At 68.1% G+C, this 22,638-nt stretch carries 20 protein-coding genes; 10 read left to right on the top strand and 10 right to left on the bottom strand.

The features are described from left to right. Positions 1-40: 40 nt before the first annotated feature. On the bottom strand, positions 41-1,039 hold the full coding sequence (locus tag JWS14_RS27990) for an aldo/keto reductase (RefSeq protein ID WP_095863426.1): 999 nt from the start codon (positions 1,037-1,039) through the stop codon (positions 41-43). An 84-nt stretch (positions 1,040-1,123) separates the two neighbouring features. On the opposite strand from JWS14_RS27990, the gene JWS14_RS27985 reads away from it, so the two are divergent. Then, a complete protein-coding gene (locus JWS14_RS27985) occupies positions 1,124-1,690 on the top strand; it encodes a TIGR03086 family metal-binding protein (protein WP_206014868.1) in 567 nt (188 codons plus the stop codon). 37 nt (positions 1,691-1,727) lie between these two features. Next, on the top strand, positions 1,728-3,422 hold the full coding sequence (gene ilvD / locus JWS14_RS27980; RefSeq protein WP_206014867.1) for a dihydroxy-acid dehydratase: 1,695 nt from the start codon (positions 1,728-1,730) through the stop codon (positions 3,420-3,422). 66 nt (positions 3,423-3,488) lie between these two features. On the opposite strand, the gene JWS14_RS27975 is transcribed toward ilvD, so the two are convergent. Together JWS14_RS27975 and JWS14_RS27970 are read right to left on the bottom strand one after the other, a co-directional pair. After that, positions 3,489-4,142 carry a S1 family peptidase gene (locus JWS14_RS27975; protein ID WP_072944659.1) on the bottom strand — a complete coding sequence of 218 codons (654 nt, stop codon included), beginning with the start codon at positions 4,140-4,142 and terminating at the stop codon, positions 3,489-3,491. 121 nt (positions 4,143-4,263) lie between these two features. Continuing rightward, entirely contained in the window at positions 4,264-4,980 is a 717-nt protein-coding gene (locus JWS14_RS27970) for a DUF6319 family protein (RefSeq protein ID WP_206014866.1), read from the bottom strand. Between the two features lie 164 nt (positions 4,981-5,144). On the opposite strand from JWS14_RS27970, the gene JWS14_RS27965 reads away from it, so the two are divergent. After that, complete coding sequence (locus JWS14_RS27965; RefSeq protein ID WP_072944883.1) at positions 5,145-6,200, top strand: adenylate/guanylate cyclase domain-containing protein; 1,056 nt, start codon at positions 5,145-5,147, stop codon at positions 6,198-6,200. 203 nt (positions 6,201-6,403) lie between these two features. Here the strand turns inward: JWS14_RS27965 and JWS14_RS27960 are convergent, their stop codons facing one another. Continuing rightward, a complete protein-coding gene (locus JWS14_RS27960) occupies positions 6,404-7,075 on the bottom strand; it encodes a TetR/AcrR family transcriptional regulator (RefSeq protein ID WP_083395614.1) in 672 nt (223 codons plus the stop codon). A 164-nt stretch (positions 7,076-7,239) separates the two neighbouring features. Between JWS14_RS27960 and JWS14_RS27955 the strand changes: the two genes are divergently transcribed. Both JWS14_RS27955 and JWS14_RS27950 read left to right on the top strand, forming a co-directional pair. Beyond that, positions 7,240-8,745 carry an MFS transporter gene (locus tag JWS14_RS27955; protein ID WP_241031690.1) on the top strand — a complete coding sequence of 502 codons (1,506 nt, stop codon included), beginning with the start codon at positions 7,240-7,242 and terminating at the stop codon, positions 8,743-8,745. A gap of 115 nt (positions 8,746-8,860) precedes the next feature. After that, entirely contained in the window at positions 8,861-9,757 is an 897-nt protein-coding gene (locus JWS14_RS27950) for an AurF N-oxygenase family protein (protein ID WP_206014864.1), read from the top strand. A 1-nt stretch (position 9,758) separates the two neighbouring features. Here the strand turns inward: JWS14_RS27950 and JWS14_RS27945 are convergent, their stop codons facing one another. From JWS14_RS27945 to JWS14_RS27930, 4 genes are all read right to left on the bottom strand, one after another. Beyond that, a complete protein-coding gene (locus JWS14_RS27945) occupies positions 9,759-12,035 on the bottom strand; it encodes a SulP family inorganic anion transporter (protein WP_206014863.1) in 2,277 nt (758 codons plus the stop codon). A 222-nt stretch (positions 12,036-12,257) separates the two neighbouring features. Further along, entirely contained in the window at positions 12,258-13,625 is a 1,368-nt protein-coding gene (locus tag JWS14_RS27940) for an SLC13 family permease (RefSeq protein ID WP_072944669.1), read from the bottom strand. A 28-nt stretch (positions 13,626-13,653) separates the two neighbouring features. Then, a complete protein-coding gene (locus JWS14_RS27935) occupies positions 13,654-14,523 on the bottom strand; it encodes a hydroxymethylglutaryl-CoA lyase (protein ID WP_206014862.1) in 870 nt (289 codons plus the stop codon). A 14-nt stretch (positions 14,524-14,537) separates the two neighbouring features. After that, the gene (locus tag JWS14_RS27930) at positions 14,538-15,755 is read right to left on the bottom strand and encodes a CaiB/BaiF CoA transferase family protein (RefSeq protein ID WP_072944673.1); all 1,218 of its coding nucleotides are present in this window, start codon (positions 15,753-15,755) and stop codon (positions 14,538-14,540) included. A gap of 213 nt (positions 15,756-15,968) precedes the next feature. Between JWS14_RS27930 and JWS14_RS27925 the strand changes: the two genes are divergently transcribed. Next, positions 15,969-16,511, top strand: a complete 543-nt coding sequence (locus tag JWS14_RS27925; protein WP_179377646.1) for a gamma carbonic anhydrase family protein — start codon at positions 15,969-15,971, stop codon at positions 16,509-16,511. A 5-nt stretch (positions 16,512-16,516) separates the two neighbouring features. Here the strand turns inward: JWS14_RS27925 and JWS14_RS27920 are convergent, their stop codons facing one another. Next, positions 16,517-17,164 (bottom strand): IclR family transcriptional regulator, encoded by a 648-nt coding sequence (locus tag JWS14_RS27920; RefSeq protein WP_072944677.1) that lies wholly within the window; start codon positions 17,162-17,164, stop codon positions 16,517-16,519. A gap of 217 nt (positions 17,165-17,381) precedes the next feature. Here JWS14_RS27920 and hppD point away from each other — a divergent pair, with 217 nt between their 5' ends. Further along, on the top strand, positions 17,382-18,587 hold the full coding sequence (gene hppD / locus JWS14_RS27915; protein ID WP_072944679.1) for a 4-hydroxyphenylpyruvate dioxygenase: 1,206 nt from the start codon (positions 17,382-17,384) through the stop codon (positions 18,585-18,587). 4 nt (positions 18,588-18,591) lie between these two features. Here the strand turns inward: hppD and JWS14_RS27910 are convergent, their stop codons facing one another. After that, positions 18,592-19,050, bottom strand: coding sequence for a carboxymuconolactone decarboxylase family protein (locus JWS14_RS27910; protein WP_072944681.1), 459 nt, complete (start codon positions 19,048-19,050; stop codon positions 18,592-18,594). 49 nt (positions 19,051-19,099) lie between these two features. Here JWS14_RS27910 and pdxR point away from each other — a divergent pair, with 49 nt between their 5' ends. From pdxR to JWS14_RS27895, 3 genes are all read left to right on the top strand, one after another. Continuing rightward, entirely contained in the window at positions 19,100-20,509 is a 1,410-nt protein-coding gene (gene pdxR / locus JWS14_RS27905) for a MocR-like pyridoxine biosynthesis transcription factor PdxR (RefSeq protein ID WP_072944683.1), read from the top strand. A gap of 232 nt (positions 20,510-20,741) precedes the next feature. Continuing rightward, the gene (locus tag JWS14_RS27900; RefSeq protein WP_072944685.1) at positions 20,742-21,269 is read left to right on the top strand and encodes an OsmC family protein; all 528 of its coding nucleotides are present in this window, start codon (positions 20,742-20,744) and stop codon (positions 21,267-21,269) included. Between the two features lie 40 nt (positions 21,270-21,309). Next, entirely contained in the window at positions 21,310-22,611 is a 1,302-nt protein-coding gene (locus JWS14_RS27895) for a bifunctional o-acetylhomoserine/o-acetylserine sulfhydrylase (RefSeq protein WP_072944687.1), read from the top strand. The last annotated feature ends 27 nt before the right edge of the window (positions 22,612-22,638 follow it).

The raw sequence follows: 22,638 nt of genomic DNA, 5'->3' as shown, positions 1-22,638 counted from the left end.
ATCAAACTACCCGCCAGCAGGTATTACCCGCTGGGTGAAGTCACTCGCGGCCCAGCGACACCCAGGTCGGATCGGCCGTGCGCTCGCCGACGGTGAGGTCCGCGAGCAGGTCCAGACGGGCGATCTGCCCCTCGGTCAGGGTGAGCGCGACCGCACCTGCGTTCTCCGTCACACGGGCCGCGAACCGGGTGCCGGGAATCGACACGGACGGCAACCCGAACTCGCGGCCCTTCGCGTCCAGCCACGCCAGCGACACCTGGGCGGGCGTCGCGTCGAGCTCGGCGGCCACCTCGCGGACGACGTCGAGCACCTTCAGGTTCGACGGCAGCGCGTCGTCCCCGAAACGCGGGAACCGGCGACGCAGGTCCTTGTCGCCCAGCACGGCCGGGTCGTACGTTCCGGTGAGGAAGCCCCGGCCCACGGGCGAGTACGGCACGAAGCCGATGCCCAGTTCCGCCGCGGCGGGAACCACGTGCTTCTCGACGTCGCGACTCCAGATGCTCCACTCGCTCTGGATCGCGGCGATGGGGTGCACCCGCGACGCGCGACGGAGTTCGTCGCCGGTCGCCTCCGACAGTCCGATGTGGCGGACCTTCCCCGCCTTCACCTGTTCCGCGATCGCGCCGACGGTGTCCTCGATGGGCACCTCGGGGTCGACGCGGTGCAGGTAGTACAGGTCGACGGTGTCGACACCTAGCCTGCTCAGCGATTCGTCGAGGGCCTGCCCCACGTACTCGGGCTTGCCGTTGATGCTGCGCCTGCCGTTCGCGATGTTGCCGACGAGACCGAACTTGGTGGCCAACTGCACCTCGTCGCGGCGTTCCTTCAGCACCGTGCCCACCGCGATCTCGCTCGCGCCGTCGCCGTACACATTGGCCGTGTCGATGAACGTCACTCCGATGTCGATGGCGTGGTGGAGGGTCGCGAGCGCCTCCGCGGGATCGACGGGCCCGTAGACGGGAGCGACGGACATGGCGCCGTAGCCCTGCGCACTGACGGTGAGGCCTTCGGACAACTGCACGGTGGGGATGTTGGTCATGCGCCCCATCCTTCCCGAGCACCCCGACAGGTGCATCGTTTGGAATCGCGCTGATCGTGACCCGGCTGCCTCTACCCTGAAGGCATGGCATTCGACTGGTTCGAACTCGCCCGCATCGCCCACCGCGAGTTCGGTGCGCGGGTCACCGCGATCACCGACTGGTCGGCGCCCACCCCGGACCGCGAATGGGACGTCACCCACCTGGTGCGGCACGTCATCGAGGAACAGCAGTGGGTTCCCCCGTTGCTCGCCGGGAAGACGGTCGGCGAGGCGACCCCGGACATCGAACCCCTGCACGGCGACATGCGGGCGGAATGGCAGCGCTATTCGGACGCGGCCATCCGCGCGTGGTCGTCGACCGACCCGCAGACGCACGTGCATCTGTCCTACGGCACGGTGCCGCTGGAGCCGTATCTGAGGCAGCAGACCGCCGACGTCACCATCCACGCCTGGGACCTCGCCAAGGCCACCGGATCCGACGACACGCTCGACCCGCAACTCGTCGCCGGGGTCTGGTCGGACCTCGACGGCCAGCGCGAGATGCTCTCCGAGAGCGGACTGTTCGCCGACCCCGTCGACGTACCCGGCGACGCGCCGCTGCAGGATCGCCTGATCGCCCTGACCGGTCGCGATCCCCGGCAACGCATTTAACCAACCGCGCCCGAGGGTCCCGCCTACGCTGGGATGCATGAGTACTCCGGATCCGAAACCCCGCAGCCGCGACGTCACCGACGGACTGGAGAAGACCGCAGCACGCGGCATGCTCCGTGCGGTGGGCATGGGCGACGACGACTGGGGAAAATCCCAGATCGGCGTGGCGTCGTCGTGGAACGAGATCACCCCCTGCAACCTGTCGCTCGACCGGCTCGCGAAGGCCGTCAAGGACGGCGTCCACGCCGCGGGCGGGTATCCCCTCGAGTTCGGCACCATCTCCGTGTCCGACGGCATCTCGATGGGACACGAGGGCATGCACTTCTCCCTCGTGTCCCGTGAGGTGATCGCCGACAGTGTGGAAACGGTGATGCAGGCCGAACGCCTCGACGGATCGGTGCTGCTCGCCGGTTGCGACAAGTCGCTGCCCGGCATGCTGATGGCCGCGGCCCGCCTCGACCTCGCGAGCGTGTTCCTCTACGCGGGTTCGATCCTGCCGGGGGTCGCCAAGCTGTCCGACGGCACCGAACTCGATGTCACCATCATCGACGCGTTCGAGGCGGTCGGCGCCTGTTCGCGCGGACTGATGAGCCGCGAGGACGTCGACGCCATCGAGCGCGCCATCTGCCCCGGCGAGGGCGCGTGCGGCGGAATGTACACCGCGAACACGATGGCCAGTGCCGCCGAGGCACTCGGCATGTCGCTGCCCGGCAGCGCCTCCCCGCCCGCCACCGACCGTCGTCGCGACGGGTTCGCGAGGCGCAGCGGTGAGGCCGTCGTCGAACTGCTCCGCCGCGGCATCACCGCCAGGGACATCCTCACCAAGGAGGCGTTCGAGAACGCCATCGCCGTGGTCATGGCGTTCGGCGGTTCCACGAACGCCGTCCTGCACCTGCTGGCGATCGCGAGCGAAGCGGATGTCGAACTGACCCTCGACGACTTCTCCCGCGTCGGCGCGCGCGTCCCGCACCTCGCGGACGTCAAACCGTTCGGCAAGCACGTGATGAAGGACGTCGACCACATCGGCGGTGTCCCCGTCATCATGAAGGCCCTGCTCGACGCCGGGATGCTGCACGGCGACTGCCTGACCGTCACTGGCCGGACGATGGCCGAGAACCTGGCCGACATCGCGCCGCCCGACCCGGACGGCAAGGTGCTGCGGGCGATGAGCTCGCCCATCCACCCGACCGGCGGGATCACGATCCTCAAGGGTTCCCTCGCCCCGGGCGGCGCGGTGGTGAAGTCGGCCGGGTTCGACTCCGACGTCTTCACCGGCACCGCCCGAGTCTTCGAACGGGAGCGGGCCGCGATGGATGCTCTGGAGGACGGCACGATCACGAACGGCGACGTCGTGGTCATCCGCTACGAGGGACCCAAGGGCGGTCCCGGCATGCGCGAGATGCTCGCGATCACCGGCGCCATCAAGGGCGCAGGCCTGGGCAAGGACGTCCTGCTGCTCACCGACGGCCGATTCTCCGGCGGCACCACCGGCCTGTGCGTCGGGCACGTGGCACCGGAGGCCGTCGACGGCGGTCCGATCGCGTTCGTCCGCGACGGCGACCAGATCCGCCTGGACGTCGGAAAGGGCACGCTGGAATTGCTCGTCGACGAGAAGGAACTCGCCGGCCGCAAGAGCGAGTGGGAACCCCTGCCCCCGCGCTATACCCGCGGGGTCCTGGCCAAGTACACGAAGCTCGTCGGTTCCGCCTCGGGCGGCGCCGTCTGCGGATAGAGGCTTCGCGCCCGTGCGCCTTTCTGGTTGTCCTGGCTACCAAAAAGGCGCACGGGCCCGAAGGGCCTAGATGGGCCGGAACCCGGCGCCGGGACCGGCGTTCGCGTTCATGTCGGCGACGATCGAGTTGAGGTTGGTGCCGATCTCCGGGCCGATGCACGGTGCCGCGAGGTAGGCGTTGACCATGGCGACGAGGGTGGTGCCGACGACCATCGGTGCGCCCGAGTCACCTTCGATCACGCAGGCCTGGGTCCACGTCTCCCCCGTCTGCATGAGGTCGCCGTAGACGATGCCGCACGTGTTGCCCGTGGTTCGACCTTCCTTGCACGCCACCTGCGGGAACGCTGCCGGGGCGCCGATCCGGGTGATGGTGACGCCGCCGACCCGGTTGACCGGGACGACCTTCGCCGGATCGAACTGGATCACCGCGTAGTCGAGCGCGGGGTTGGAGATGACGAACGTCCCGATGATGCCGCTGTCCTGACTGGCCTCGGGCACCACGTACGAGCCGACCTCACCGCAGTGGCCCGCCGTCAGGCCGACGAGCCTGCCCGCATTGTCGTGCCCGATGGTGGTGAGTGAACAGACCAGTTCGTCGTTCACCACGATCCCCGAACCGCCCCCCATGACGGCGGCCGGAGCTGCTGTCGCGGTCCCTGCCGCAACGAATCCCAGAATTCCCGCTGTCGCCGCAACAACCGCCGCGAATCGTTTCAACATTTTTCGAACCTTCCCGGATGAGCCCCGACGGCCGCGTGTCTCTCCATAAGAATCCCACCCCGCACAAGACCTGCGTGGGGGAATGCCGATGTAGAGACCGCGGCCGCTACTCGCTCCGGTACTACTCGCCGGCGCCGAGTGCCTCCAGCGCTTTCCGGGCGTCCTCGAGTTGCCGGCTCAGCTCGTCGACCCGGGCGGCGGCGAGGTTGCGGGCCGCCACGATGATCGACTCGACGGCCTCGATCGCCGTCTCCTCGCCGAGTTCCCGGACGGCACGCTCGACGGCGTCCGGTGACACGGGGACGGCCTTACCGGGACGCTTGGCTCCGTGCGCGACGGTGACGCTCCAGTCGTTGTCGGCGCCGGCATGGATGGTGACGCTGACTCCGGCCGGCACCCTCTTGGCGGTGCGTTTGGCCGGTGCCGCGGCGGGTTTCGGGACCGCGGCGGCGGCCGGTTGCGGCACCGCGACGGTCTTCGCCGCGGGCGTCTTGGGGGCGGGCGGCGGACCCGGTTCGATCTCCTGGTGCACGACCGGCGCTGCGGGGGCGGACTTGGCGGCGGGCGCCGGCTTGGGCGCCGGAATTCGTCTCATCAGAAGCTCCTCGGCTTCGAAGGGGAGCTCGTCGTCGACACCCTTGGGGCGGATCAAGACCGTATTGCCTTGCACGGAGATGACTTTGGCCGAGTCTCCGGCCTCGAGCCCGAGGCTGGGCATCGCCTCGCGCAGATACACGGTGGCCCGCTTGCCTTCCGCGATCGCGGCAGCGAGGGTCTCGAGATTCTCCGCGGTCAGGTGATCCGGTGCGGCGGCGCCGGAACGTCTACGGGGCGGCATGCGCTGTCCTTTCTGGTCTGTCTCCTGGTTACGCTCGTGAGCACCGCAACTCTTGCACACACCACCGACGGTTCCGCATCGGACGGGCTCGCACAGTGGCAGATTGAGGGCGATGGTCGCACGAGCGACAGCGCGTGCGCATCGAAGATATCGAGAGGAACGACGTGACCTCGGAAGCACCGGAAAACGGCGACGAGACGGCAGCGCCGACGGAGATCTCACCGACCCTGCTCCGCGACGTCCAGGCCGATCTCGAGGAGTCGCTGCTGGGTGGGCCCCGCCGGTACACGCGGGCCGAGATCGCCGATATCGCGGGCGTATCGGTCGAGCGAGCGGACCGCCTGTGGGTGTCGATGGGGTTCGCGGTCGACATCGACCCGGACAGCGTCATGTTCACCGAGGGGGACGCCGCCGCGCTGAGGACCATCGCGTCACTCGTCGACCGGGGGATCATCTCACCGGAACGCGAAGTGGCGGCGGCCCGCGCTCTGGGCCAGTCGTTGTCGCGGCTCGCCGAATGGCAGGTGTCGCTGATCAGCACGCACATCGTCGATCAGCTCGCGGGCTCGGCGGGCAGCGACGAGCAGGCGATCCGGGAGCAGGTGCGGGGACTCACCGCCGAGATCCTTCCGGCGGTCGAGTCGCTGCAGGCGTACGTGTGGCGCAGGCACGTCGCCTCGACCACGGGCCGCAACGTGGGCAATCCCGGTGAGGAGGTCGCGAGCCGGACCCTGGTGGTCGGATTCGCGGACATCGTCGGATATACGTCCCTGACGCGTCAGCTCGGTGCCCGGGATCTCGCGGACCTGCTGGAACGCTTCGAGTCGGCCTCGACGACGGTGATCGGCGGGCATCAGGGGTGGGTGGTGAAAACGGTCGGCGACGAGGTGATGTTCGCCGTCGAATCGCCGGCCGATGCGGCGGAAATCGCCCTGCAACTCCAGGAGCGGGTCCTGCCGGACGAGACGGACCCCGAACTGCGGGTCGGTCTGGCGATGGGTCCGGTTCTCGTCCGGTTCGGCGACCTCTACGGTTCCGTCGTCAACACCGCGGCGCGACTCACCGGTTCGGCGCGTCCCGGCACGGTGCTGATCGACGAGGAACTCGCCCACGAACTCGACGGCGCTCCCGGTTACTACCTCAAACAGCTACGCCCACGACGCGTTCGAGGGATACGCAGGCTCGAGCAGTTCGTGCTGCGCCGGAACCGGGACGCCTGACGAGCGTCAGCTTCCGAAGGGAAGGGTTCCGGGCGGGATGGAGTATCCGCTGCTGCCGGCGGCGACGCCGCCCCACGCACCGAGGAGCCAGTTGAGTGCATCAGTGATCATCGAAAAACCTTCCCACACCATTCATCAGACAGGCGCGGCGTCGGGTGCCGCGCGCACTGCCACGGTAATGACGACAGCCTGAGCTGTCGACGTCATAATGCCTGAGCAGGCGGTATCTCGTGCAGCGCCGGCGGCCGGGCACCGGCTTCGACCTGCGCGGCGCGTGCCGCGAGGAAGTCGTCGACGATCTGCTCACACGCGGTGCGTCCGAGCGGGGTGAGGGTGGCGAGCCGGGTGAAGACGAGCGGTCCGAGGAGCTGGGCGAGGGCGAGGTCGTAGTCGAATTTTCCGAGGCGTTCCGCCGCCTCGGGTGTGCCGAAGACCTGGTCGAACGCCGCCCGGTACTGCGCGACGATCGTCTGCCGGAGCGTCCGCAGTTCCGGTTTGTCCGACTGGGCGGCGTCCGCGCTCGAGTAGTCGTCCAGCGCGGGGCCCATGCCCAGCCAGCACATCGCCGTCACGTTCATGGGGGCACTCTCGATGAGTTTCGCCTGACTGACCATCAACTCGACCAGCCGGTCGCGGAGGTCGCCTTCGGCGGGCACCGTCGGGGCCGGCGGAATCAGCCGCCCGAACGCCGCGGCCACCAGTTCGGTGCCGTTGTCGAAATGCCGGTAGAGCGTGGCACGAGCCACCTTCGCCAGCGTGGTGACGGCGTCGATGGTGACGGCGTCCGTGCCGCCCTTCGCGAGGAGAGTTGTCGCGGCGTCGAGAAGTCGCGCACGCGAGCGCTGCCTGCGGGGATCCTGCTCGGTCATCTGCACCGCCCGTTCCTGCCACTGCCCGACCTCTTGTGAACTGTCAGTCTACCAACGATACTGACAGTCTTATTTCTATCGGGAGGAGTGTCGTGCACGCTCGGAACGAGGCATCGCAGGAACAGCAGGAACAACCGGAGAACGCCGGCTGGACCCTGCGGCAGATATGGATGCTCACGGTCTCGTGCTGCGCCGTCGCCCTCGTCGTCGCGGCGATGGCGGCCCTCAACACCGCGCTCCCCGACCTCGCCCGCGACACGGGTGCGACGCAGAGTCAGCTGACGTGGATCGTCGACGGCTACACCCTGACCCTGGCCGCCCTGCTGCTTCCGGCGGGCGCGCTCGGCGACCGGTACGGCAGGCGTGGGCTGCTCATGGTCGGACTGTTGATCTTCGGCGCGTCCACCGCGATCCCCCTCGTCAACGACGCACCCGAGTGGATCATCGGCTCCCGGGCGATGGCGGGCGTCGGCGCCGCCCTCGTCATGCCCGCCACACTGTCGCTGCTCACGTCGGGTTTTCCGCCGGCACACCGGGGCCGGGCCGTGGGCATCTGGTCGGGTGTCGCCGGTTCCGGCGCGATCGCCGGCCTGCTGGTCTCCGGATTCCTGCTCGAGAAGTGGTCGTGGCACGCCATCTTCATCGGCCTCACCGTGGTGTCCGCGTTGATCTTCGTCACGGGCTTCACCATCTCGTCGTCCCGGGAGTCGCAGCGCCCACCGCTGGACCTGCCCGGCACCGGCCTGATCGCCGCCGCGGTCGGCCTGTTCGTCCTGGGAACCATCGAGGCGCCGCAGCGCGGCTGGCTGGATCCCGTCGTGCTCGGACTGCTCGTCGGCGGACTCGCCGCCGCGGCCGCGTTCGCCCTCGTGGAACTCCGCAGAAAACATCCCCTGCTCGACGTCCGGCTGTTCGCCAACCGCGCGTTCGGCTCGGGGTCGATGTCGCTTCTGCTGCAGTTCCTCGCCTCACTCGGCCTGTTCTTCCTGCTCGTCCAGTATCTGCAACTGGTGCTGGACTACTCGCCTCTGCAGTCGGCGCTCGCGCTCGCTCCCCTCGCCGTGCCGGTGGTGGCGATGTCCGCGGTCATGCCGATGCTCGTCCCGCACGTCGGGCTGCGGCCGCTACTCGCGTCCGGCTCCGCGCTGCTCGGCCTGGGCATTCTCCTGCTGGTGCGGCTCGACGCGCATTCGAGTTACGCGGAGGTGTGCGCCCCGCTCATCGTGGCCGCTTTCGGGATAGGACTGTGCACGGCGCCCGCGACGGCGGCCATCGTGCAGAACACTCCCGACGAGAAGCAGGGTGTCGCATCGGCCGTCAACGACACGGCGCGTGAGATCGGTTCGGCCATCGGGGTCGCGCTCGCGGGCAGCGTCCTGGCCGCTGGTTACGGCAGGCATGTGCAGCCGGCGGTCGACGCCGTTCCGGAGGCCGCGAAGGAGCCGGTGTCGAGTTCGCTGGCGGCGGCGCTGCAGGTCGCCGACGTCGCCGGCCCGCAGGGTGAGCAACTGGCGACGTTCGCCCGGGATTCGTTCCTGAAGGGTTTCGACGAGTCGTCCATCGTTCTGGCCTGCGTGCTGTTCTGCGCATCATTGCTGCTCTCGGTGTGGGCGCCCGGGCGGAAGGGGTCCGCACCGAGGGCTGAATCGCCGCAGGAACTGGCCGAGATCGACTGAGCGGACGTTGCCCTTGTGACCGCCGTCGCTGTATCGTTCAGTATCAGTAACTGAATGTCACAGTTAGTTGACCGCCCAAATCACAGATCAACTAGTCACAGATCAAGGGGTAGTGATGGCCGCATCGATCGTCGTCTCCGACCGCGAAGAGACCGCCCAGCGCTTGCTGGCGTCGTCGGCACGCAAGTCCTACGACCCGATGGTCGAGGTCGACTGGGAAGCACCGATCCCCGAAGACAAGTTCGGTCTCACCCCCGAGTGGAGCACGCTCTACGGCACGGCCCTCTGGGACGAGATGACCGACGAGCAGAAGATCGAACTCACCAAGCACGAGGCCGCCAGCGTCTCCAGCGTCGGACTGTGGTTCGAGATCCTTCTCATGCAGATGCTCCTGCGCGACGTGTACGGCCGCGACAAGCACTCGCGGCACGTCCAGTTCGCCCTCACCGAGGTCGCGGACGAGTGCCGCCACTCGGTGATGTTCGCCCGCGCGGGCGAACGCCTGAACATGCCGAGCTACGGCCCCCATCCGGTGATCCACAAGCTCGGGCGTATCTGGGGTGGCTTCTTCCGGGGCGCCAACGCGTATGCCAGCGTGATGGCCGCCGAGGAGATCCTCGACATGATGCAGCGCGACTTCATGAAGGACGAGCGCGTGCAGCCCGTCACCCGCACGGTGAGCAAGATCCACGTCCTCGAAGAGGCCCGCCACATCCGCTTCGCCCGCGAGGAGGTCGGACGACGCATCCAGGGCGCCAGCTGGGCCCGCCTCCAGATCGAGCGGCTCAACACCGCCGCGGTCGTGTACTTCGTGATGAAGAGCATGATCCGCAAGGAGGTCTACGAGAACGCCGGCCTCGACCCGAAGCGGGCCGCCGCCGAGGCCAGGAGCAACCAGCACTACAAGGACACCGTCCGGACGTCCGGTTCCAAGTTGATGCAGTTCCTCGATGGCGTCGGCCTCGTCGGCGGCCCGTCGAAGCGCCTCTACAAGAGGGTCCATCTCCTCTGAATCATGTCGGCACGTGGTCCAGGTAGGACACACCGGTCGAGGTGATCTCGAGTACGCGCGCGGACGGAATGTCGAAGAACATTCCCGCGACGCGTACTCGGCCCTCGGCCGCCGCCGCGCCGACGAGGGGATGGCGCCCGAGGGTTTGCACCTGGACCGCCACGTTCACCATGCCCAGCTGGTCGACTTCGTCGAATCCCAGTTCGGCCGCTGCACGCGCCACCGGGTGACCGCCGAGGAACGCCTTGCGGCTCGGCTGCGCGAACGTCAGCCACTGCTCGACGGCCCCCTCGGATCCGTCCGTGTCTGCCTGCGCCTCTGCCAGGACGGCCTTCATCGCGCCGCAGCCGGAGTGGCCGCACACGATCACCGAGCTGACCTCGAGTTCGTCGAGCGCGAAGGCCAGGCCCGCTTCGACGGACACGTCCTGCTTCCCGGTCGGGACGAGGTTGCCCACGTTGCGCACCGTGAACAGGTCGCCGGGACCGCTGCTGGTGATCACGTTCGGCACGATGCGTGAATCGGAGCAGGTGAGGAACAGCGAGTCGGGGCGCTGCCCGTCCCGCAGGTCGTCGAGGTGCGGCTGCAATTGCGCCGCGTTGCGCCGGTGGTACTCCGACACTCCCGCGAGGACGGGTCGCAGCGCCGCCGGTGTGGTGGTCTCCGCGGTGTCGTGGTGCCGCGGCTGCCAGCTCTTCCACGGGGCGAACCCGCGGGGACTCGCCACGCCGACGCCGCGCCGGGGCGGCGACGCACCCACGGCGTTCATGTCGACGGGACCGAGCGCGTCGATCACGACGGTTCCGCCGTTGTTCTCGTAGTGCCGCTTCCAGTCGTCGATCGCTTCGAACATGGCGTGGTCGAGGAAGTCGACCGCCAGTTCCACGGTGACGTGTGCGCCCGCGGGAACCTTCGCGAGTAGCCCGGTCAGTGCGGGCATGGACAGGAAGCTGCACGACCCCTCGACGGTCACGCGCCACCGCCCGGAGTCCTCGGATCCGATGGGTTCGGCGCGCATCCTGGGGTGGATGACCCGCCACAGCAGCAGGACCACCGCGAGTGCGAGACCGATGATCACACCCTCGAGCAGGTTCAGGAAGACCACACCGGCCACGGTCACGCCGTACACCCACAGGTCGCCGGTGCGTCGCGCGGTACGCAGATGCGCCATCTTGACGAGCTGGATGCCGATCACGATGAGCAGTCCGGCGAGCGCGGCCATCGGGATCTGCTCGACCAGCGCGGTGAGCAGTGCGGCGAAGACGAGGATCCAGACGCCGTGCAGGACGGCGGACGCCCGGGTCTTCGCCCCGGCTGCGACGTTGGTGGAGCTGCGCACGATGACACCGGTGACCGGCAGGCCGCCGATGAGACCCGAGATCATGTTGGCCGAGCCTTGCCCGACGAGTTCCCGATTGAACTCCGACCGGGTCCCGCCGTGCATCTTGTCGACGGCCACCGCGGAGAGCAGGCTCTCGACGCTGGCGATCAGCGCGACCGTCAGCACACCGGTGGCCACGGCGAGCCACGGACCTTCCGGCATCGAGGGCAGCGCCACGGCGTCGAAAAGGGAGCCGTCCAACGTGATTCGATCGAGGTCGAACGGGAGAACCAGGGACAGAACGGTGGCGGCGACGACGGCGACCAGCGGCCCCGGGAGCACCTTCAGCTTGCCGGGAATCTTCTTCCAGAACAGCAGGACGGCGATGACCACCGCTCCCACGAGGACGTCGCCGTACCGGGCGGACGTCAGCTGTCCGGGCAGCTGGGTGATGTTCTCGACGGTCGAGCTGTGCGAGCTGCCGCCGAGGAGGACGTGAATCTGCTGGAGGGCGATCGTGATTCCGATGCCGGCCAGCATGGCGTGGACGACGACCGGCGCGATGGCCAGGGCGGCACGGGCAATTCTACTGAGCCCGAAGATGATTTGAAGGAATCCGGCGGCGACGGTGATCGCACAGGTCGCCTTCCAGCCGAAGGTGGCGACCAATTCTGCTACCACCACGGTCAATCCGGCGGCGGGACCACTGACCTGGAGCGGTGAGCCACCGACGGAACCCGCCACCACACCGCCGACGATCGCGGCGATGAGACCCGCCATGATCGGGGCGTCGGACGCGATGGCGATGCCGAGCGACAGGGGCAGGGCGACGAGGAAGACGACGAGCGACGCGGGTAGGTCGTATCGCGCGTTATTTCGCCACCTTTCGCCGCGGGTCGGTCCGGGGGCGGGGGCACCGGATGGGGGTGCTTTCTCGTTCTCGAGGATCGACGACATGTCGACACCCTACGGGCGGAGACCGACGAAACGCCCGAAACGGACGTGATCCTGTGGCATGTGTCACTGTGGCAGCACTATTCGCTCAGTTGAATCGAAAACTATTGGACAACAGTTCATTACATGAAGATTAAAGTACGTAAAGTTCACACCGGGCGGCCTCGTACCGTGAGAAGTGCCGGTCACCGCCCCGAAGACGGCGACCGGCACTGCCCGGAAGAGCTACACGGACGTCGGCACGACGACCAGCGCCCAGACGAACATCGGGGCCGACAGCACGATCAGGCCGCAATAGGCGAGCATCTTGCGCTGGAACCGCGCCTTGTCCTCGACCTGTGCGTTGGCGAGCACCATCACGCCGTTCGTCGAGAACGGGCTGACGTCGACCACTGTCGCGGAGAACGCCAGGGCGGCGACGAATCCCACGGCGCCCACCTCCCCCATCGCGAGCATCGGCGCGGCGAGGGGCAGTGCGATGCCGAGCGTGCCGATCGACGATCCGAACGCGGAGATGATCGCGACCGCGTAGCAGAGGATCAACGCGGTCAGCAACGGCGAACCGAGAGCCGACGCCGCGTCACCGAGGAAGTCGAGCGTGCCGTTCTGCGTCATGACCGCCATGTAGGTGAGCATCCCGCACACGAGCACCACGGCGGGCCATGCCACGTTGTCGACGACCTTGGGGTGCGACTTGGGCGCCATCAACAGCAGGACCGCGCTGATGCAGATCGCGCTGACGCCTACGTCGATTCCGAACGCGACCGACCCGACGACGAGGAACCCGATGCCCGCGAGCGTCGCGAACCGGTACCTGTCCATCTTCACCGGCTTCATGCCCTCGTGACTCAGCGCTTCCTCGATGACCTCGCGATCGGTGAGCGTCGCGGTGTTCCCGCCCGGACCGCCGGCGGGGGCGCCACCACCGGACGACCGGCGCGAGGAACCGCCGAATCCGCCGCCGTCGGAGGTCTCCCCGACCGGGCGCGGGGTGCGGCGCCCGATCAGGTCGAGGCCGTAGATCAGGAACAGCACGATCGCGATGGCCAGGTTGAGGACGAACGGCAGGGCGAACAGGACCAGCGGGTTCGCCCCCACGCCGGTGGAGTCCATCAGTCCGTTGATGAACGCGCCGTAGAGGTTGATGGGCGAGAACGCGCAGGCCAGGGCGCCGTGGCTGATCACCATGCCCATGAGGAACGGATTGATCTTGTTCTTCGCCGCGAGGGGCATCGCGATGGGGGCGAGCATCCCGACCGCGAGCACGGACCCGAGTGCCATCAGCAGCCCGGACAGCAGGAACATCATCCACAGGATCGCCCACCGCCTGCCGCGCACGAGGCGCAGCGAGGCCTCGATGACGAGGTCGATGGTCCCGTTCGTCTTCGCGATGGCGAACAGCAGCGTGATGCCGCCGACGATGATGAACGTGCTGCCGGGGAAGGCGTCGATGATGTCCTCGACCGGGATCCCGGACACCCAGCCGCCGATGACGAATGCTCCGGCGAACGCGAGGATGCCCATGTTGATCGGGGTGAGTGTCGCCACGGTGAAGATCGCGATCAGAGCGACGATGGAGATTGCGTAGACCATGGTCGGCCTTTCGGGGTGAGTGCGCAGTTCACACTGCGGAGAGGGGCCGAGCTTGTGCCAGAGCAAGTTTCACGGTGCCGACGGCGAGGCCGAGGGCCTGCTGATCGATCCCCGTGTCGATGTCGTGCGCGTGGAGGTGCGCTACCAGTTCCTCAGTGGCGAGATTGCCGTGGGCGCCCGGGGCGAACGGGCAGCCGCCGTACCCTCCGATGGCGCTGTCGAAGTGCGTGATGCCGAGGTGCCGGTGCGCGGCGATCACGGTGCCGAGGGCCTGCCCGTGCGCGTTGTGGAGGTGCAGGCTCAGTTCGATGTCGGGGAGGGCGTCGCGCACCGCCCCGACCGATGCGAGCACCTGCTCGGTGGTGGCCGTTCCCAGGGTGTCGGCCAGCCCGAGCCTGCGTACACCCATCGCGGCCATCGCGCGCGCCACCCGCACCAGCGCGGCGGGGGCGATGATGCCCTCGAACGGGCAGACGAACGCGGTCGACACACCTCCGAGGAAACTCCGGTCCGGGTACTTCTGCAATGCCTCGGCGAGTCCGGTCAGCGCCTCGTCCGGATTCCGGCCCGTGTTCGCGGTGCTGTGCCCGGCGCTGGCGGACGTCACGACCTGGATCTCGTCGATGCCGGTCGCGGCGGCGCGGTGCACCCCACGCGGGTTGAGTGCGAGTGCGCTGTAGGTGACCGACGGATCGGTGCGGGGCAGCCGGGCGATGACGTCGTCGGCGTCCGCCATCTGCGGGACGCGTGTGGGCGAAACGAACGATGCCGCCTCGATGTGCTTCACGCCTGCGGCGACGAGTGCGTCCGCGACGGCGATCTTGCGGTCGGTGGAGACGACCGCGTTCTCGTCCTGCAGTCCGTCCCGCAGTACGACATCCGTTATGGTGACTGTCATTTCACTTCTCCGATTCAGACGATGTCGCGGGCGCGGTAGTCGTCGAGCTGATCGCCCGACAGGTTCAGCAATCCGCCGAGGATCTCGTCGGTGTGCTCACCCAGCTCGGGGCCGGCCCAGCGGATCTGGGTGGGTTCGCCGTCGAGCTGCGGGACGACTCCGGGAAAGCGCACCTCTTCGGGTTCCCCGTCGACGGACACCTTCAGGCTCTGCAGCATGCCGCGGGCGTTGTAGTGCTCGTCGTCCGCAATCTGGACCGCGTCGTACACCTCGCCCACCGGCACGCCTGCGGCGCCGAGTTCGGCGACGACGTCACGGGGACGCCGCTGCGACGTCCACGAGGAGATCGCGTCGTCGAGTTCGGCTTCACGCCGGAATCGCTGATCCCCGTCGGCCAGTTCGGGATCGTCGGCGAGATCGCCCCGTCCCACGGCCTGCATCAGCCGGCCGAACACGCCGCTCGAGTTACCGGCGATCATCACGGAGCCGCCGTCGCACGGATAGACACCGCTCGGCACCACGCCGGGCAGGTTGCCCGCGGTCCGTTCGCGCACCATGCCATACGCGTCGTAATCGGGAACGAGGGACTCCATCGCCATGAACACCGATTCGTACAGGGCCACGTCCGCCACCCGCGGGGTCGAGTGATCGCCCTGTCTCGCCTTGGCCAGCAACATCATCAGGGCGCCGATCGCGCCGTGCAGCCCGGCGAGGGTGTCGGCGATGGGGGCGGCCGCCCGGACGGATGGGCGGTCCGGGTAGCCGGTGACGTGCCGCAGCCCGCCGAAGGCCTCGGCGACACCGCCGAATCCGGTGCGCTCCCGGTACGGGCCGGTCTGCCCGTAGCCGGAGATCCGCACGAGGACGATGTCGGGGTTGGCGGCCGTCAGCTGGTCGGGACCGATGCCCCACCGCTCGAGCGTTCCCGGCCGGAAGTTCTCGATGACGACGTCCGACTTGGCGGCGAGGTCGAGGATGATGGCGCGGCCCTCGTCCGTCCGGAGGTCGAGCGTGACGGACCGCTTGTTGCGGGCGATGGTGCGGAACATCATCGACGTCGCGCCGCGACGGCGGCGCCAGCCCCGCAGTTCGTCGCCGACGCCCGGCCGTTCGATCTTGACGACCTCGGCGCCGAAGTCGGCGAAGATGCGGCTCGCCATGGGGGCCGCGATGAAGTTGCCGAGTTCCAGCACACGGATGCCGTGCAGTGGGCCGTTCTCTGGGACCTGCATGTGAGAGTTCTCCCTCGTCGATCTGTACCGGATGGCGACTGGGGTCCTACCTGCTGATTCTCATTATTTGGCAGTTGGATTCCTGTCTGATAAGAATGACGGTAGTGGTAGCAGTCACAATTGGCAATGCCCGGAGTCCGCGCCACACGACAATGGACGACGGAACGCTGCGAGATGCAGCGCGAATCCGCTGCTCGACAGGAGGAGAACACGGTGAGAGAACCACACGTCGTTGCGATCAACGGACGGTCGCCGCGCGCGGAGAAGACCGCGTGGGTCGCGCCGACCGCGGCGGTGATCGGCGCCGCGACCCTCGGCGCGGAGACCAGCGTCTGGTACGGCGCGGTGCTGCGGGCCGATTGCGATTCCATCACCCTCGGCGAGGGCAGCAACATCCAGGACGGAGTGGCCGTTCACGTCGACCCGGGGTTTCCCGTCGTCGTCGGCCGGGACGTCAGTGTGGGGCACAACGCCGTGCTGCACGGCTGCACCGTGGGGGACGGCGCACTCGTGGGTATGGGGGCCACCGTTCTCAACGGCGCGGTGATCGGCGAGAAGTCGCTGATCGCGGCCGGCGCACTGGTGCTCGAAGGCTCGCAGATTCCGCCGCGCTCACTCGTCGCCGGTGTGCCCGCGAAGGTCCGCCGGGAACTGACCGACGACGAGGTGGCCCACAACGCCGCCAACGCCGCGGTCTACCGTCAACTGGCGCAGCAACATCGGTCGGCCGACGTCACCACGTTCGACATCGCCTGAACGAGTCAGTCGCCCGGCACCGACTTCTCGATCTGCCGCGCAGCAGCGACGACTGCGTGGCCCATCCGGGCGCCCAGATCCTCCCCCATGCGCCCCTCCGGACCGGACACGCACACGGCGGCCACGATCTCGCCGTGCCTGCGAACGGGTGCGCTGATGGAGGCGGATCCCGGCGTCCGTTCCGAAACCGACACCCACCAACCCGATTTCACCGCCTCGGGGTCGGTCTCCCAGTCTCCGGACAGCACGTGCCCACTCGACCCCTGAGGAAGCGGCACCAGTGTTCCGACGGGCAGCGCGACCCGCAATTCGTGCTGCGAGTCGACGCTGGCCGCGCACAGCCGCGATTCGCCCCGCCGCACCCATAGCTGTGCGGATTCGCCTGTCATCTCCGCCAATTCGCGCAGCGCTGGGATGGCGAGGTCGCTCAGCGCCGTCGTGACGAAACGCTGACCGAGGTAGAAACGGCCTTCCTGATCCTTCCGGAGGAGGCCGTGCTTGACCATGTCCGTGGCCAGCCGGTACGTGGTCGACAGGGACAGGTCCAATTCGCGGGCGAGGTCGCTCGCACCCATCGGGCTCGCCTCCACGACGTCGAGGATCGCCACCGCGCGTGCGAGCACTCCGACGCCGATCTCACTCCGCGCAACCATCGCAGTCCATTTCTATTGCCCCATTGAAGTATTCAGATTGTATAGGAAAGCGGGGGCGGGGCTGCTCTCATCCGTCGATGCGGCTAGATGTGCGGGACTCGGTTGACGACCGGGCCGGCGGCCGGTTACCTCTGTGTCAGGCATTCGCCACTCCCCCGGTGCGCAGTCGCACTCACCTTCTCCGTACCCGAAAACCGTTGCAAGGAAAGGCACCATCATGACGATCGAGCAGACTCTCACCGACAAGGAACGCCTGGCAGGTCTCGACCTCGGCCAGCTCGAGCAGCTGGTCGGGCTCGTCGAATACGACGGCACCCGCGACCCGTTCCCGGTCAGCGGCTGGGACGCCGTCGTCTGGGTGGTCGGCAACGCCACCCAGACCGCCCACTACTTCCAGTCCGCGTTCGGGATGACCCTCGTCGCCTACTCCGGACCGACCACCGGCAACCGCGACCACCACAGCTTCGTCCTCGAATCCGGCGCCGTCCGGTTCGTCATCAAGGGCGCCGTGAACCCCGGCAGCCCGCTGATCGAGCACCACCGCGCCCACGGCGACGGCGTCGTCGACATCGCCCTCGCCGTCCCCGACGTCGACAAATGCATCGCCCACGCCCGCGCCCAGGGCGCCACCGTCCTCGACGAACCCCACGACGTGACCGACGAACACGGCACCGTCCGGATCGCCGCGATCGCCACCTACGGCGACACCCGCCACACCCTCGTCGACCGCAGCCACTACACCGGCCCCTACCTGCCCGGCTACCTCGCCCGGACGTCGTCGCACACCCGACGGGACGGCGCCCCCAAGCGCCTGTTCCAGGCCCTCGACCACGTCGTCGGCAACGTCGAACTCGGCAGGATGGACCACTGGGTCGACTTCTACAACCGGGTCATGGGCTTCACGAACATGGCCGAATTCGTCGGCGAGGACATCGCCACCGACTACTCCGCGCTGATGTCGAAGGTCGTCTCCAACGGCAACCACCGCGTGAAGTTCCCGCTCAACGAGCCCGCCATCGCCAAGAAACGGTCGCAGATCGACGAGTACCTCGACTTCTACGGCGGCCCCGGCGCCCAGCACCTGGCGCTGGCCACCAATGACATTCTCACCGCCGTGGACCGGCTCACCGCCGAGGGTGTGGAGTTCCTGGCCACCCCGGACTCCTACTACCAGGATCCCGAACTGCGGGCCCGGATCGGCAACGTCCGCGCCCCGATCGAGGAGTTGCAGAAACGCGGCATCCTCGTCGACCGCGACGAGGACGGCTACCTGCTGCAGATCTTCACCAAACCCCTCGTCGACCGGCCCACCGTGTTCTTCGAACTCATCGAACGCCACGGCTCCCTCGGCTTCGGCATCGGCAACTTCAAAGCCCTCTTCGAAGCCATCGAACGCGAACAAGCCGCCCGCGGAAACTTCTGAGGGGTTAGCGCACTCGCGGGATCTTGCGGGTGCTGACGGCGATGCGATTCCACGCGTTGATCGTGAGCACCAGCGAGATGAGCTGGGCCAGTTCGGTCTCGTCGAAATGTTCCGCCGCCTCCTCGTACACCGAGTCCGGGACGAAGCCGTCGGTCAGCACGGTGATCGACTCGGCGAGGGCGAGCGCGGCGCGCTCCTTGTCGGTGTACAGGCCGTGCATTTCCTCCCACGCGCCGAGCAGGAACAGTTTCTGTTCGCTGATGCCGATCTTGCGGGCATCGGCGGTGTGCATGTCGATGCACCACGCGCAGTGATTGATCTGGGAGCAACGGGTGAGCACCAACTCGACGAGTTCCGGGTCGAGGCCCTGCCGGGCGGCGGCGTCGAGGGCGATCATCGCCTTGTAGACGGCGGGGGCCTTGCGTGCGAGGTCGACTCGGGTCTTGCGCTCTGTTGTGGTCATAGGAGAACAGTAAGCGCGAAATAGCCCATCTCCATGGTTCAATTCGAGCATGAAATCTTGGGCCAATTCTGGTCTGGGCCGCGACCTCCATCTCGACCTCGCCGCACCCGCCGGTGGACGGACTTCCGGGGTGCGCGCCGCTCTGGTGTCCGCGCTGCGCGAGTCGATCCGCTCGGGACGGCTCGTCGCAGGCACCACCCTCCCGCCCTCCCGCGCGCTGGCCCTCGACCTCGGCGTCGCCCGCAACACCGTCGCCGAGGCGTACTCCGAACTCGTCGCGGAGGGGTGGCTCACGGCACGGCAGGGATCGGGGACCCGGGTCGCCGATCGGGCACGCGAGACCGCCCACCGCGCGCAGACCCGCTCCGCCTCCGCACCCCGGCCCGCGTGGAGCCTGCTGCCCGGTTCGCCCGACGTCGCGGAGTTTCCCCGTGCCGCCTGGATGGCGTCGGCGCGCCGGGCGCTCACCGCGGCACCCCACGACGCGTTCGGTCCGGGCGATCCGCGGGGCCGCCCCGAACTGCGCCGCGCCGTCGCCGAATACCTGGCCCGGGCACGAGGGGTCCGCACCGATCCCGATCGGATTGTGGTCAGCGCGAGTTCGGGGCATGGACTGTGGCTCCTCGCCCGCGCCGTGCAGGGACCGGTCGCCGTCGAAGGGTACGGGCTGCATTTCCATCGCGAACTGCTCGGCGACGCCGGGGCCGTCACCGTGCCCCTGCACCTCGACGCCCACGGCGCCCAGCCCCCGGACGCGACGGGTACGCGGCTGTCCGCGGCACTGCTCACCCCGGCCCACCAATTCCCCACCGGAGGTCCGCTCCACCCCAGCAGGAGAACGGCTTTCGTGGAATGGGCGCGCACGACCGGTGGGATCGTGATCGAGGACGATTACGACGGAGAGTTCCGGTACGACCGCCAACCCGTCGGCGCCCTGCAGGGTCTGGCCCCGGAACAGGTGGCGTACCTGGGCACCGTGAGCAAGACCCTGTCTCCCGCGATCCGTGTGGGGTGGATGGTGTTGCCGGAACACGTGATCGACGACGTCCTGGCGGTCAAGGGCGTGTACGAGAGGTGGGTCAGCGCGACGGACCAGCTGACCCTGGCGGACTTCATCGAACGGGGCGCGTTCGACCGGCACGTCCGCAGGATGCGCACCCTGTACCGCCGCCGGCGCGACACCCTCGTCGAGACGCTCGCCGCGCGGTCACCGCACGTGCACGTCACCGGCATCGCGGCCGGCCTGCACGCCGTCCTCGAACTTCCGGCCGGGACCGAGGCGGCCACCGTCGGCCGGGCCGCGGGCCTCGGTCTCGCGGTGGAGGGTCTGCGCACGTTCCGTCATCCGGACGGTCCCGCGGACCGGCCGGACGGGCTCGTCGTCGGCTACAGCACGCCGTCGTCCGCCCGCTTCGCCGCCACGCTCGACGCCCTGTGCCGCGCGCTGCCCACTCCGTGAGCAGAATTTCCTATGGGACTGGTCGGAATGCGTGTCGTGCGGTTACAGTCTGATCCGTGACCGAATCCGGTGTGATCGACTCAGGCGAGCTGCTGACGCGGCGCCGCCATGTCGATTTCGCACTGGTGTGTACCTCGAGGTGTCCGATCTCCTGATCGGACCCGTCCCGGCGTGATGTTCTCCCACGCCGGGTTCTCTCTGCACACCCACGTTTTCGAAGGATTCGTCACTCGTGACCACTGCATCCGTTTCACATCTCACGTCCGTCATCAGCGCCACCCGCGACGCCGTGTCGCAGGATTCCGCGAACGCGCACGTCGTCTTCACCGCCTCCGCGCAGGCCCACGACGCCGTCGCGAGCACCGTCTCGCTCGGCAAGTACAGCGTCGAGGTGGACGAGCCGCCCGCGCTCGGCGGTGAGCACTCCGCCGCCAATCCCGTGGAGTACTACCTCGCTTCGCTGCTTTCCTGCCAGGTGGTGACGTACCGCTTCTGGGCCGAGAAGCTCGGTGTCCGTGTCGACGACATCTCGGCACGCGCGGAGGGAGACCTCGACGTGCGCGGGTTCTTCGGCTTCGACGACGCCGTCCGCCCCGGGTTCGGAGAGGTGCGCGTCGTCGTGACACTCACCGGTCCGGAATCGCGGGAGCGCTACCTCGAACTGCAGGAAGCGGTCGACGCGCACTGCCCCGTCCTCGACCTGACCCGCAATCCGACCCCGGTCCACACCGTGGTCGAAACAGCTACCGGCGACAACTGATTCATCACATCCACTGCACCGAATCCGGAGGACTCCACTCGTGACCGAGAGCATCGATCCCACCGCCAACTGGTCGTTCGAGACCAAGCAGATCCACGCCGGGCAGACGTCCGACGCGACCACGAAGGCGCGGGCGCTGCCGATCTACCAGACCACCTCGTACACGTTCGACAGCACCGATCACGCTGCCGCGCTGTTCGGTCTGGCCGAGCCCGGCAACATCTACACCCGCATCATGAATCCCACCCAGGACGCGGTCGAGCAGCGCATCGCCGCCCTCGAAGGCGGCGTCGCCGCCCTCCTGCTGTCGTCCGGGCAGGCCGCGGAAACCTTTGCGGTGCTGAATCTCGCGGAGGCAGGCGATCACATCGTCTCCAGCCCGTACCTGTACGGGGGCACGTACAACCTCTTCCACTACACGCTGCCCAAGCTCGGCATCGAGGTCTCGTTCGTCGAAGACCCGGACGACCTCGAGCAGTGGCGCAGCGCCGTCCGCCCGAACACGAAGGCGTTCTACGGTGAGACGATCGCCAACCCGAAGAACCACATCCTGGACATCCCGGGAATCTCGAAGGTCGGTCACGACAACGGGATCCCGCTGATCGTCGACAACACGGTGGCCACACCGTATCTGCTGCAGCCGCTGAAGCACGGCGCGGACATCGTGGTGCACTCGGCCACCAAGTACCTCGGCGGCCACGGCACGGCCATCGCGGGCGTCATCGTCGACGGCGGCACGTTCGACTGGACCCAGGGCAGGCACGGCAACTTCACCACCCCTGACCCGAGCTACCACGGCGTCGTGTTCGCGAACCTCGGCGCCCCGGCGTACGCGTTGAAGGCGCGCGTGCAGTTGCTGCGCGACCTCGGTTCCGCGGTCGCCCCGTTCAACGCGTTCCTCATCGCCCAGGGCATCGAGACCCTCAGCCTGCGGGTGGAGCGGCACGTCGCCAACGCGCAGAAGGTCGCCGAGTTCCTCGAGGCACACACGGACGTCACATCCGTGGCGTACGCGGGTCTGCCGTCCTCGCCGTGGCACGAGCGCGCACGGCAGCTCACCCCGAAGGGTCCGGGTGCGATCGTGACGTTCGAACTGGCAGGCGGTGTCGATGCCGGCAAGAAGTTCGTCAACGCGCTCACCCTCCACAGCCACGTCGCGAACATCGGCGACGTGCGCTCGCTGGTGATCCACCCGGCGTCGACGACGCACTCGCAGCTCACCCCGGAGGAGCAGCTCGCTGCCGGCGTGACGCCCGGACTGGTCCGTCTCGCCGTCGGCATCGAGGGAATCGACGACATCCTCGCCGACCTCGAGACCGGATTCGCCGCGGCCGCAGTCTGATCCGATGCCGGGGGCCGAGACTCGGCC

The organism is Rhodococcus koreensis, from assembly GCF_017068375.1.
GTDB classification, from domain to species: domain Bacteria; phylum Actinomycetota; class Actinomycetes; order Mycobacteriales; family Mycobacteriaceae; genus Rhodococcus_F; species Rhodococcus_F koreensis.
The sequence above is the reverse complement of the archived record's forward strand: the minus strand, read 5'-3'. Positions and strand labels throughout refer to the sequence as shown.